This window comes from Pseudomonas sp. B21-012, from assembly GCF_024749305.1.
In the GTDB taxonomy this organism is placed as follows: Bacteria; Pseudomonadota; Gammaproteobacteria; order Pseudomonadales; family Pseudomonadaceae; genus Aquipseudomonas.
The window spans coordinates 182219-194528 of record NZ_CP087197.1; the positions used below are offsets into that span (position 1 = coordinate 182219).

The 12310-nt window shown below is 62.0% G+C and carries 9 protein-coding genes and 1 tRNA gene; 4 read left to right on the forward strand and 6 right to left on the reverse strand.

Features of this window, described 5'->3' with window-relative positions; all coding sequences use genetic code 11:
* Positions 1-128 precede the first annotated feature (128 nt).
* The 3 genes from LOY37_RS00790 to LOY37_RS00800 form a co-directional block, all read right to left on the reverse strand.
* Positions 129-572, reverse strand: a complete 444-nt coding sequence (locus LOY37_RS00790) for a DUF805 domain-containing protein (protein ID WP_408980678.1) — start codon at positions 570-572, stop codon at positions 129-131.
* Between the two features lie 10 nt (positions 573-582).
* Positions 583-903: a DUF4190 domain-containing protein gene (locus LOY37_RS00795; RefSeq protein WP_258595779.1), complete on the reverse strand. Its 321-nt coding sequence runs from the start codon at positions 901-903 to the stop codon at positions 583-585.
* A gap of 161 nt (positions 904-1064) precedes the next feature.
* Complete coding sequence (locus LOY37_RS00800) at positions 1065-2921, reverse strand: DUF3857 and transglutaminase domain-containing protein (RefSeq protein ID WP_258716127.1); 1857 nt, start codon at positions 2919-2921, stop codon at positions 1065-1067.
* 179 nt (positions 2922-3100) lie between these two features.
* On the opposite strand from LOY37_RS00800, the gene LOY37_RS00805 reads away from it, so the two are divergent.
* Complete coding sequence (locus LOY37_RS00805; protein WP_258608801.1) at positions 3101-5074, forward strand: TonB-dependent receptor; 1974 nt, start codon at positions 3101-3103, stop codon at positions 5072-5074.
* 152 nt (positions 5075-5226) lie between these two features.
* On the opposite strand, the gene LOY37_RS00810 is transcribed toward LOY37_RS00805, so the two are convergent.
* Positions 5227-5303, reverse strand: a tRNA-Arg gene (locus LOY37_RS00810).
* Between the two features lie 261 nt (positions 5304-5564).
* Here LOY37_RS00810 and gabD point away from each other — a divergent pair.
* From gabD to LOY37_RS00825, 3 genes are all read left to right on the forward strand, one after another.
* Positions 5565-7007, forward strand: coding sequence for an NADP-dependent succinate-semialdehyde dehydrogenase (gene gabD, locus LOY37_RS00815; protein ID WP_045201748.1), 1443 nt, complete (start codon positions 5565-5567; stop codon positions 7005-7007).
* A 184-nt stretch (positions 7008-7191) separates the two neighbouring features.
* A complete protein-coding gene (gene gabT, locus LOY37_RS00820) occupies positions 7192-8472 on the forward strand; it encodes a 4-aminobutyrate--2-oxoglutarate transaminase (protein ID WP_038997739.1) in 1281 nt (426 codons plus the stop codon).
* A 141-nt stretch (positions 8473-8613) separates the two neighbouring features.
* Positions 8614-9822 carry a response regulator gene (locus tag LOY37_RS00825; protein ID WP_258716128.1) on the forward strand — a complete coding sequence of 403 codons (1209 nt, stop codon included), beginning with the start codon at positions 8614-8616 and terminating at the stop codon, positions 9820-9822.
* 51 nt (positions 9823-9873) lie between these two features.
* Here the strand turns inward: LOY37_RS00825 and LOY37_RS00830 are convergent, their stop codons facing one another.
* Together LOY37_RS00830 and desA are read right to left on the reverse strand one after the other, a co-directional pair.
* Positions 9874-10863: a sensor domain-containing diguanylate cyclase gene (locus LOY37_RS00830; protein WP_258716129.1), complete on the reverse strand. Its 990-nt coding sequence runs from the start codon at positions 10861-10863 to the stop codon at positions 9874-9876.
* 135 nt (positions 10864-10998) lie between these two features.
* Positions 10999-12183, reverse strand: coding sequence for a delta-9 fatty acid desaturase DesA (gene desA, locus LOY37_RS00835; protein ID WP_195885418.1), 1185 nt, complete (start codon positions 12181-12183; stop codon positions 10999-11001).
* Positions 12184-12310: the final 127 nt, after the last annotated feature.

Below are 12310 nucleotides of genomic sequence, written 5' to 3' on the forward strand. Positions count from 1 at the left end.
AATCGTGTACAGATCGCTGCAGGGCAAGGGCGAAAGCGGCATCGATGTGATTGAAAAACGTCATGGGCGCAAAAATGCAAAAGCGGCCAATGATGGCCGCTTGGCTTTGACTCTCGATCAAGCCGTGATCAAGCGTTTTTCGGGTTTGGGCCGAAACGGTTCGGGCCACGCTGGCTGTCCTGGCACAGGAAGATCAGGTTGACGAGCGGGAACAGCAGCCACCAACCGCTACGGTCGGTGTCGTGCATGCGCCGAACGGCTACGGCAATGCCCGGGACCAGCAATGCCACGCTGTACAGGTAAGAGAAGAGCGTGCCGGTACGGAGCTCGCGGTCGAGATAGGGCACCAGCATGTACACCAGGAAGGTGACCAGGATGAACAGCCAGTATTCCTGGCGGCGTGACCGACCGGAGAACAGGGCGTATTTCTTCAGTAGTTCAACGTACCAGATGCCGGCTGGCGCAGGTGCTGCAGTGAAGGTTGCAGCAGGTTGCGGTGCACCGCAGGCTGGGCAAGCCACGGCGCTGTTGTGGATTTCCTTGGCGCAGCCACGGCAAAAAACCATATTCATGTGTTGTCCCTTACATGACTAGCCAGATCAGCAAAATGAGCAAAATGCCTGACAACACCGCGCCAGTAATTGCCATGTAGGTTCGCGGTTCTTTTTTGACCAGGCTGAGCGAGCTCAGGACCAGCCCGGTCAGTGCAAACAAGCCCATCCCCCACAGGGTGTTACGATCCCAGCTGGCTGGTTCGAACAGCGTCAATACACAGGCGATGCACAGGATCAGCGAGCTGGCTGCCATCCAGGACAAGCGCTTGCCGGCAGGTTGCGTGGTGGCAGAGGGAGTCTGAGGGGCGCCGCACTGTGGGCAGCTGGGCGCCGTTTCATGGATTTCCATGGCACAACCGCGGCAAAAAACCATTGCCATGACAATTCCTTTTGATAGTTCCGCTTGCGTGGCGCAGCAGGGCGCGGCGGAGTTTATCAAAGACTTCGACGTTGGCGTAACAGTGACAGCGCCCTGCTGACCTCCCGAGGGATTTGGCAGGGCGCAGTACCTCAGCTCTTCTGCACGATCACCTGACTGTTCAGGTCGTTGAGCATGGCGTCCAGGGTTGGCTTCATCTTTTCGAAGTCTTTCACGCTGCACACCGCTTTCGGGTTGTGGAAGTCCAGGCGGCGTTTGATCACCAGGCTGTTGCCTTGCAGGGCATAGTCGGCGCTGTAGTCGAAGTGTTTGTCCTTGAGGCTCACAGGCTTGGGCGCGGCGATGATCTTGACGTCGGCCGGGAACTCGAAGCGCGCTTGTTCTTCGGTGATGCCGGAGATGCAGGTGAAGTCCTGGGTGCGCTGCTTTTCAGCGATAAAGCCGAAGATATTCTGGGCGATGCCGCCCGCCAGGCTGGTCAGGGTCGGCACGCCGATCGGGCCGGGCAGGTTGACCAGGTTTTCGCTGCGACCGTTGATGTGCATCTCGAAGGCGCCGCTGGTTTCCAGGTCGTCGCTGCTGATCTTGCCGCTGCCGCGCTGGCCGTAGGCGGCGAGGATGCGCTGGGTCAGCAGGTCGCGCTCGGCCGGTTGCATGTTGCGCATCATCCAGCGGTTCATCTCGGCGGCCCAGCCGTCGATTTTCGAAGCGTGGCTGAAGTCGGCGGCGCCGCTGCTGGCCACGGTGTAGGTGGTGCTGTTGTGCACCAGGCCTGCCTGAGTGGCCGGAGTGTGGCCGAGCTTGCCGGAGCGGCTCAGCACGGTGGGTTTGTCCAGCACCGGAGCGGGCAGGTAGCCGCTGGCAATGGCTTCGGCGGTGGAGTCCAGGTACAGGTCCAGGCTCGGGATGTAGGTGATCACGTGGTTGATCACGCCCAGGGTCGGCACCTTGGGTAACGCGTAGGCATTGCCGAGGTTGATCAGCGCCGGGGTGCTGTCGATATTGACTGCGGCCAGCAGCGCTTCGAGCAGGGCCACGTGGTCCTTGCAGTCGCCATAACGGTTGCTCAGCACGGTATCGGCGGCATGCGGCACCACGCCGCCAGCACCGATGTAAACCGCCACGTAGCGAATGTTGCGGCGCACCCAGTCACCCAGGGCCAGGGCCTTGTCGCGCGGGTCGTCGATCTTGGCCGTGAGCTTTTCTGCCAGTTCGCGGATGGCGGGCGTCACTTCGCTGTTGGCGCGCGCCGCGTAGGCTTTGGCGAACTCGCTGTAGTCAGCGAAGGTGGAAACCGCCAGGTACTTGCCGTAGTCCGAGTAGGCTACTGCGCCCAGTTCTGTACGGGCGTTGTCACCCTGCACATAATCCCACTGGTAGACCTTGCGCCCAGGCTCGGCCTTCGGGCTGGACGCCTTGAAGCCCTTGGCCTCGGCATTGAGCTTGAGGTTCTTCGGCAGGTCGTAGATCAGGGTGAACTGCTGGGTCGGGTGGAACTGCGGCATCGCCAGGTCTTCGAACTGGCCAGGGAACAGCGGGGTCTTGCGCTGTTTCTTGAAGCTCAGCACCAGGCGATCGCCGACGGCGACTTCGGGGAAGATCACTACCTTGACCAGGCTGTCATGGAACATCGGCGCTTGGGACGATTGCTGCTCCTGTTGCTCCTTGATCTGCTCGGGGCTGACCTGCACTTTGCGGCCATCGGGTTTCTGGGTGTAGGCCTGGGTCACCTCGAGGGTTTCCAGGGTGCGGTTGTAGTACAACGACTGCTGGGCCTTGGCCTGGATCGCGCGTTCTTCATTGATCAGCAGGACCAGGTCCTGGGTGGCGGCGTAGCTGCCGTCTTCGGCCACCACGGTGCGTAGAATGTCCTTTTCGATGGTGACGGAGGGGTCGGTACCGTCGTCCTTGGCCTGTGCGATGTTCAAGGCGAACAGGCAGCACAGCATCCCGACCCACCGGGCCGGGGTCACAGCGAACCGCTTCATAAAGATCCTTCTTGCTGGTGTATTCCAGGGGTCTGACTCGTTAAATGCGAATCAGTTAGTAGCATTTTGCCTTATAACTGGCTGTTGCTGCTGCGCCAATTTTTTCAGCGCAGGTTTTCCTGCGTTTTCTGTCCCTATCGATTCAAGGATTCAGCATGTTTACCAGGCGGCACTCCGTCATGACCCTCCTGTTGCTCGGCGCCGGTAGCGCCTGTGCCGACAGCGTCGAACTGGCGCCGCTGGAAGTGACCTCGACCCGGGTCAATTCCGCCTGGTTGCAGACCCCGGCTTCGGTAAGCGCCGTGGACATCGCCGAGAAGCCCGGCGAGCAACTGCTGACCCTCGATGGCCTGCTTTCGGCCGTTCCCGGCACCGTGTCGCAGAGCCGCTACAACATGGCCCAGGGCATGCGCCTGTCGATTCGTGGCTTTGGTGCGCGTTCGAGCTTCGGCATGCGCGGCATTCGCGTGATGGTCGACGGCGTACCGCTGACCATGCCCGATGGCCAGACCGAAATGGACGGCGTAGACCTGGGCCTGGTGGAGCGCGTCGAAGTGATCCGCGGCTCGGCCTCGACGCTTTATGGCAACGGTGCAGGCGGGGTATTGGCAATCCAGACCCGCGAGCCGTCGCTGACACCGCAATCGTCCATCGATGTCAGTGGTGGCGAGTATGGCTACCAACGCCTGCGTGCGGAAACCAGCGGCACCTCCGGCAACCTTGGCGGCCTGCTGGCGCTCAATGTCACCAACCTCGACGGCTATCGCCAGCACTCCAGCTCCGAGGCGCGCAACCTTACCGGCAAGCTGCGCTGGCAGGGCGATGCCGGGCAACTGGGGGTAACGTTCCAGGCGCTCGACAACCGTTCCGAAGACCCTGGCGCCCTGACCCTCGCCGAAGTGCACGCCAAACGTGACCAGGCCCGCGCCCAGAGCCTGTTGTACAACTCCGACGAAGACATCACCCAGCAGCGTCTGGCGCTGAACTGGACGGGCGATCTTGGCGAGGCCGACAGCTATCAAGTGCGCAGCTGGCTGGGGCGCCGCGAGTTTGGCAACCGCCTGCCTTACGCCAACGGCGGGCAAACCTCTTACACCCGGCTGTTCGCCGGAGTAGGCGGGCAGTACACGCACAAGGCCAGCTGGTTCGGCCTGGATCAACACGTCACCGCCGGTGTCGATCTTGAACAGCAGCGCGATGAGCGTGAACGCCACAACAACCAGATCGGCGGTGGCACCGGGGCACTGACCCTGCGTCAGCAAGAGAAGGCCGGCAGCGTTGGCCTGTACCTGCAAGACAGCATCGACCTCAGCGAGCGCTGGCAACTGACCCTGGGCGGGCGCTACGACAGCATGCGCCTGGCGGTGGACGACCGTTTCGAGGGGGACGGCGACGACTCCGGCTCGCGCACGCTGGATGACTGGAACTACAGCGCCGGCCTCAGCTATCGCCTGAGCGAGCATTACCTGGTCTACGCCCGCGTCGCCACCTCGTTCGAAACGCCCACGGTCAACGAACTGGCCAACCCGGCAGGTGGCGGCTTCAACCCGGGCCTGCAACCGGCCAAGGCGCTCAACCGTGAGCTGGGAATCAAAGGCGAATGGAGCGACGTGCGCGCCGAGGCGGTGCTTTACAGCATCGCGCTTGAGGATGAGCTGGTGCCTTACGTCGACGGCGGCCAGACCTTCTACCGCAACGCCGGCAAGTCGCGCCGCGACGGCGTTGAGCTGAGCGCCGACTACCAGGTGCTGGAGCACTGGCGTCTGTCCATGGCCTACAGCTTCAACAACTACCGCTACACCGACTTCAACGGCTTTGACGACAACCGCCTGCCGGGCATCCCGCGTCAGACGTTGTTTAGCGAAGTGGCTTACGAGCGTGATGGCTTTTATGCGCGCGTGAACATGAATGCCTACGGCCCGCAGTACGCAGACAACGCCAACAGCGCGCGGGTGGCCGGGGTCGCTTTGCTCAACTTGCGCCTTGGCAAGCAGTTTGATCTTGGCGGCCAGACCCTGGAGCCGTACCTGGGTGTGGATAACCTCAGTGACCGCCAGTACTACGACAACCTGCGCATCAACGATGGCGCCGGGCGTTACTACGAACCGGGGCCTGGGCGCACGCTGTATGCCGGTGCGCGCCTGAGTTTCTAACCCGGTAGGGGCGGCGGTGCGACGACCCGACTTGCATCGCGATCGCGGTTTGTCTGCCGTATCGGATCGCGGGGCAAGCCCGCTCCCACACAGGGAGTAACTGGGCCGGAAAACAAAAAAGGCCCAGGTATTCACCTGAGCCTTGATCGATATGGCGCACTCGGCGGGATTCGAACCCACGACCCCTGCCTTCGGAGGGCAGTACTCTATCCAGCTGAGCTACGAGTGCAACGCGGGCGCCATAATACCCATCTAGGCTGGCGGCGTCCATCGTCGAAATGGCTGTGGTCGATTTCGCACACTCCAGGGGCTATAAGTGACGTTGATCCGAAAAAATCCGCCGCACAGCGCTTTTTGTTCTTTTTTTCGAACACCCTATTGTCCTTTCTCGTCGTTGATCCTAGGATTCGTTTGAGATTTCAAACGCTCTCCTTTTTCTACAATCAATAATTCGCTCCGTGCCTGCACGGTGCAGTTAAGGAAGCCCGACATGCAGCTTAAAGACGCCCAGTTGTTCCGCCAGCAAGCCTTCATTAATGGAGAGTGGCTGGACGCGGACAACGGCCAGACGATCAAGGTCAACAACCCGGCAACGGGCGAGATCATCGGCACTGTGCCGAAGATGGGCGCCGCTGAAACCCGCCGTGCCATCGAGGCCGCCGACAAGGCGCTGCCGGCCTGGCGTGCGCTGACCGCCAAAGAACGTGCTGGCAAGCTGCGTCGCTGGTTCGAGCTGATGATCGAGCACCAGGATGACCTGGCCCGCCTGATGACCACCGAGCAGGGCAAGCCACTGGCCGAAGCCAAGGGCGAAATCGCCTATGCCGCTTCCTTTATCGAGTGGTTCGCCGAAGAAGCCAAGCGCGTGTACGGCGACACCATCCCCGGCCACCAGCCAGACAAGCGCCTGATCGTGATCAAGCAGCCGATCGGCGTGACCGCAGCCATCACCCCGTGGAACTTCCCGGCGGCGATGATCACCCGTAAAGCCGGTCCGGCCCTGGCCGCTGGCTGCACCATGGTGCTCAAGCCTGCTTCGCAAACCCCGTACTCGGCCCTGGCCCTGGTTGAGCTGGCCACCCGTGCCGGTATCCCGGCTGGCGTGCTCAGCGTAGTCACCGGCAGCGCCGGCGACATCGGCAGCGAGCTGACCGGCAACCCGATCGTGCGCAAGCTGTCGTTCACCGGCTCCACCGAGATCGGTCGCCAACTGATGGCCGAATGCGCCAAGGACATCAAGAAGGTTTCCCTCGAGCTGGGCGGCAACGCGCCGTTCATCGTGTTCGACGACGCTGACCTGGACAAGGCCGTCGACGGCGCGATCATCTCCAAGTACCGCAACAACGGCCAGACCTGCGTCTGCGCCAACCGTATCTACGTTCAGGACGGCGTCTACGATGCCTTCGCCGAGAAGCTCAAGGCCGCAGTGGCCAAGCTGAAAATCGGCAACGGCCTGGAAGACGGCACCACTACCGGCCCGCTGATCGACGGCAAGGCCGTGGCCAAGGTCCAGGAACACATCGAAGACGCAGTCGCCAAGGGCGCCAAGGTGCTCAGCGGCGGCAAGCTGATCGAAGGCAACTTCTTCGAGCCGACCATTCTGGTCGACGTACCGAAGAACGCCGCCGTGGCCAAGGAAGAAACCTTCGGCCCGCTGGCGCCGCTGTTCCGTTTCAAGGACGAGGCCGAAGTCATCGCCATGTCCAACGACACCGAGTTCGGCCTGGCCTCGTACTTCTATGCCCGTGACATGAGCCGTGTGTTCCGTGTCGCCGAAGCCCTGGAGTACGGCATGGTCGGTATCAACACCGGTCTGATCTCCAACGAAGTCGCGCCGTTTGGCGGTATCAAGGCTTCGGGCCTGGGCCGCGAAGGCTCCAAGTACGGCATCGAGGACTACCTGGAAATCAAATACCTGTGCATCAGCGTCTGATCGCAGCGTAAAGCTTTACCTCTGCCAGCGGGGCGCGAGAGCGACGTCTCGCTGGCCTTTTTTACACCGTACATCCAGTGGCCTGGGCCCCTGCAGCAGTCGATCAACGCATGCTGCCTGCAGTTGAATACCGGCCACTCCGACTTGAATCGCGCCACCTTGTGTGTGGCGAATTGAGGACATTATGAGCAAGACCAACGAATCTTTGATGCAACGTCGTGTCGCCGCTGTTCCACGCGGTGTTGGCCAGATCCACCCAATCTTCGCCGAGTCGGCAAAAAACGCCACCGTCACTGACGTCGAAGGCCGCGAGTTCATCGACTTCGCCGGCGGTATCGCGGTACTGAACACCGGTCACGTGCACCCGAAAATCATCGCTGCCGTTGAAGCCCAACTGCACAAGCTGACCCACACCTGCTTCCAGGTACTGGCCTACGAGCCTTACGTCGAGCTGTGCGAAAAGATCAACGCCAAGGTGCCAGGCGACTTCGCCAAGAAAACCCTGCTGGTTACCACCGGTTCCGAAGCCGTTGAGAACGCCATCAAGATCGCCCGTGCCGCCACTGGCCGTGCCGGCGTAATCGCCTTCACCGGCGCCTACCACGGTCGCACCATGATGACCCTGGGCCTGACCGGTAAAGTCGTGCCTTACTCGGCCGGCATGGGCCTGATGCCAGGCGGCATCTTCCGCGCCATCTACCCGAACGAACTGCACGGCGTGAGCATCGACGACTCGATCGCATCCATCGAACGCATCTTCAAGAACGACGCCGAAGCCCGTGACATCGCCGCAATCATCCTCGAGCCAGTTCAGGGCGAAGGTGGTTTCTACGTTGCACCGAAAGAGTTCATGAAGCGCCTGCGTGCCCTGTGCGACCAGCACGGCATCCTCCTGATCGCCGACGAAGTTCAGACCGGCGCTGGCCGTACCGGTACCTTCTTCGCCATGGAACAGATGGGCGTTGCTCCAGACCTGACCACCTTCGCCAAGTCCATCGCTGGCGGCTTCCCGCTGGCCGGTGTGTGCGGCAAGGCCGAGTACATGGACGCCATCGCTCCAGGCGGCTTGGGCGGCACCTACGCTGGTAGCCCGATCGCTTGCGCCGCGGCCCTGGCCGTGATGGAAGTGTTCGAAGAAGAAAAACTGCTGGACCGCAGCAAGGCCGTTGGCGAGCGCCTGGTCGCCGGCCTGCGCAAGATCCAGGACAAGCACCCGATCATCGGTGACGTGCGTGCCCTGGGTTCGATGATCGCTATTGAAGTGTTCGACAAAGCCGGTTCCCACACCCCTAACGCTGCCGCTGTAGCCTCGGTTGTGGCCAAGGCGCGTGACAAGGGTCTGATCCTGCTGTCGTGCGGCACTTACGGCAACGTCCTGCGTATCCTGGTTCCGCTGACCTCGCCTGATGAGCAACTGGACCAAGGTCTGGCAATCATCGAAGAGTGCTTCGCAGAACTTGCGTAAACTGTGACGCATTAGAAGAAAAACCCGCTTCGGCGGGTTTTTTTTCGCCCAAAGGAAGGCCAGGCGGCTAAGGTTGCCTGTAAGGAGACACCTTGGAAGGTGCACAGGATTGCGTGTAGCGGAATATCGGGAGAGTTGTGTATGAGCGTTGTAGAGCCCGCCCAGGCACCTTGCGTGCTGATTGCCGAAGGCGACCCCTGGGTGCGGGACATGCTGAGCCAGATGCTGCTGAGCGTGCGCTGCGATGCGCGTTTGCAGGTGTGTGCCGATGGCTCGCAGGCGCTGGCGGCGCTGGCCAGCAAGCCGGACCTGATCATCGCCGCGCGCGAGCTGCCCGGCGGCGACGGCCTCGACTTGCTGCGCAACGTACGGGCCAAAGGCCGCCAGCCGGCGCTGCCGTTCATTCTCATGAGCAACCGCAGTGATGCCGCCAGTGTCCGCGAGGTGCTGCCGTTCGCACCCACCGCATACCTGAGCAAGCCGTTGAACATGGATTCGCTGCGTCAGCGCCTGGAAGACCTGCTGCTCAGCGCCGGCGAGGAGGTTGCCTGTCCGGTGCCGCCGTTGCAGCCGGGCTCGACCTTGCCGCGTTTTCTCGAAGGGCGTCGCGCCAATTCCGATGGCGGCCCGCTGTTTGCTGACGTGAAACTGGCGATCAAGCGCAGCCTGCAACCCCAGGGCCTGGACCTCAAGGTGCTGGAGGCCGAGATCCGCAATGACCCGCAGGTTACCGCCGTGCTCATTGCCGCCGCCAACAGCGCCGCATTGCATCGCGATGGCGCGGTGCAGAGCCTGATGCAGGCGCTGAACAAGCTGGGCACCACCCAGAGCATGAACTTGATACTGGGGCTTGCGCTCAAGCGCAGCGCCAAACTCAGTGATCCGATCCTGTCGCGTCATGCCGAGCATTTCTGGGAGTTGTCACTGCACACTGCCGAATACGCGCGAACCCTGGCCCGTATGCTCGAGCTCGAGCAGGAGCGCTGCTATTGCGCCGGCCTGCTGCATTGCCTGGGCGATCTGGCGCTGTTGCGTTGTTTGCAGGAATGGCAGCAGGCCGGCGGTGAGCTGGATGAAGACTCGGTGGAGCTGTCGCTCAACGAGTTTGGCGCGGCGTTCGGCTCGGCGCTGCGCACCCGCTGGCGCTTGCCGCTGGAGCTGCGTGAGCTGATTGCAGCGATCTACCAGTTGGGCGGCGGCGTGTATTCACGCGATGCGCTGGTGATGAACCTGGCCGGGCAACTGGCGCGCCTGCCGGCGGATCAGGGGCTCGAAGGCCTGGCTGAAAGCAAGACGGCGCGCTTGCTCAAGGTGGGGATGGCGGAGCTGGGCAGGTTGCGCAAGGTTTGAGATTCTGGGGCCGCTGTGCGGCCCAATCGCTGGTAAGGCCAGCGATGCTTTTCAGCCTCTTACAATCTGATTCTTGCCCTGGCGCTTGGCCTGGTACATGGCCGCATCCGCCCGGGCGAACAGGCTGTCCAGCGACTCATCTTCTTCAGTAATCCCGGTCAGCCCCTGGCTCACCGTCACTCCAAATACCTTTTCGTCATGGCTGAAGCTCAAGCGCTGGATCTCGCGCTGCAGGCGTTCGGCAATCTGCTGGGCGATCTCTGGGGTGCAACCCGGAAACACTGCGGCGAATTCTTCACCGCCAATGCGCCCGAACTGATCACCACGGCGCAACACCGCCTTGCCGGTGTCGGCGATGCGCTGCAGCACATAGTCGCCTTCCTGATGGCCGTAGGTGTCGTTGATCTGCTTGAAGTCATCGATGTCGAGCAGCAGGAACGCCAACGGCGTGTGCTCCAGTCGCGCGGTTTCGAAAGCGTGCTGGGCACACTCGAAAAAGTGCCGGCGGTTGCTGCTCTGGGTCAGGACGTCGGTGGTGGCCAGGCGCTGCAGCTCGCCTTCGAGCTGCTTCTTTTCGGTGATGTCCTCGGCCATGCCAACGATGATCACCCGCTGGCTGGGGTCGGCTTGCTGGTTGATGAAGCATTTGTCGCTGATCCAGCGCACCTGGCCGTCGGCGGCGATGATGCGGTATTCGCGGTCTTCCACTGCGCCTTTGACCAGCACTTCGGCCAGGCTGCGTTCGGCGTAGTCGAGGTCGTCGGGGTAGATGCTGTCGCGCCACTCATTGAAGTCAGCCAGCAGCAGGCCGGCCGGGCGGCCAAAAATGCGCTCGTAGGCGGGGCTGACGTAAAGCACCTGGCGGCTTTCCCAGTCGAAGGCCCAGAGCACGGCGTTAACGCTGTCGAGCAACGAGCTGAACAGCTGTTCACGCTCGCTCAGGCGCGCGACTTCGCCTTGGGCGTGCATCAGGGCCAGCAGGGTCTGGGCGGCTTCAGGTGGCGGATTGCAGGCCAGGGTTGTTGGTTTGTTCTTGACCATTTGCGCGGAAATTCTCACGACGGGGGCGTGCGGCCACGACCCGGCCCGCCACGCGGGCGATATGCCTGTCAGAGTGAGATTAGGCGGCTAAGTTCCGGTCGGCGCGCCGCGGGACGGGCGCGCCGATCAACGGCATCAGGCCAGGGCAGGGCGCAGCGAGTACGTCTTGAGCTGGGCGGCGAAGTCGCGCAGCGACTGGATACCGCTGGCTTCGGCTTCGTGCACCCAGTCTTTCATGGCCGCGAGCATGTCGTGGCCGTTGGCGCTGGTACGTACCCAGATTTGCTGCAGGGCCAGGCGTTTTTCGTAGATGGTCTTGAGCGCCTGGCTGTGCTCGAGCATGGTCTGGATGCGCAGGTGGTGACGGTCTTCCAGCAGGCTGGTCTCCCGCGACAGCAAGCGCTTGGCGCGGCGGAACTGGTGGCGCACCGAGTCGTCGACGCGGGCCAGCTCCTGCTTGACCAGCGGCGCGATCACCAGCTTGCGGTACTGGGCCATGATCTGGAAGCGGTTGTTGAGGATCGCCATGGCGGTGTCCATGTCCAGCTGGCCCTTGCCTTCGACCCGGTGGGCGATGGGCGCGACGCGTTGCACCTTGGCCAGGCGCAGCCAGCAGAACAGCTTGATCCAGGCCCAGCCCATGTCGAACTCCCAACGCTTGACCGAGAGCTTGGCCGAGTTGGGGTAGGTGTGGTGGTTGTTGTGCAGTTCTTCACCACCAATGATGATGCCCCAGGGCACCAGGTTGGTGGCGGCGTCGCGGCATTCGAAGTTGCGATAGCCGACCGCATGGCCCAGGCCGTTGACCACGCCGGCAGCCCAGAACGGAATCCACATCATCTGCACCGCCCAGATGGTGATGCCGGCGGTGCCGAACAGCAGCAGGTCGATCACCGCCATGAGGGCGATGCCACCGAGCTTGTAGCGGCTGTAGAGGTTGCGTTCGATCCAGTCTTCCGGGCAGTTCTTGCCGTAGATACGCAAGGTTTCCGGGTTCTGCGCCTCTTCGCGGTACAGCTCGGCGCCCTTGCGCAGCACCGTGGACAGGCCCTTGATCACCGGGCTGTGCGGGTCATCGACGGTTTCGCATTTGGCGTGGTGCTTGCGGTGGATGGCAGTCCACTCGCGGGTGTTCTGCGCCGTGGTCAGCCACAGCCAGAAACGGAAAAAGTGCTTGAGCCCGGCGTTGAGTTCCAGCGAGCGGTGGGCAGAGTAACGGTGCAGGTAAACGGTGACACTGACGATGGTCACATGCGTCATTACCAGGGTAACTGCCAGCAATTGCCACACTGACAAGTTGAGCAAACCTTCGTACCACATAGGCTAAATGGCCCTCAAAAACATAGGGAACAGCGGGAAACATTATCCCTGCGCCAGCAAATAAAACCAGTCGGCCTTTTAGATAGGAGGTCACCGGATGTTTCTACCCTATAATCCCCCACAAATT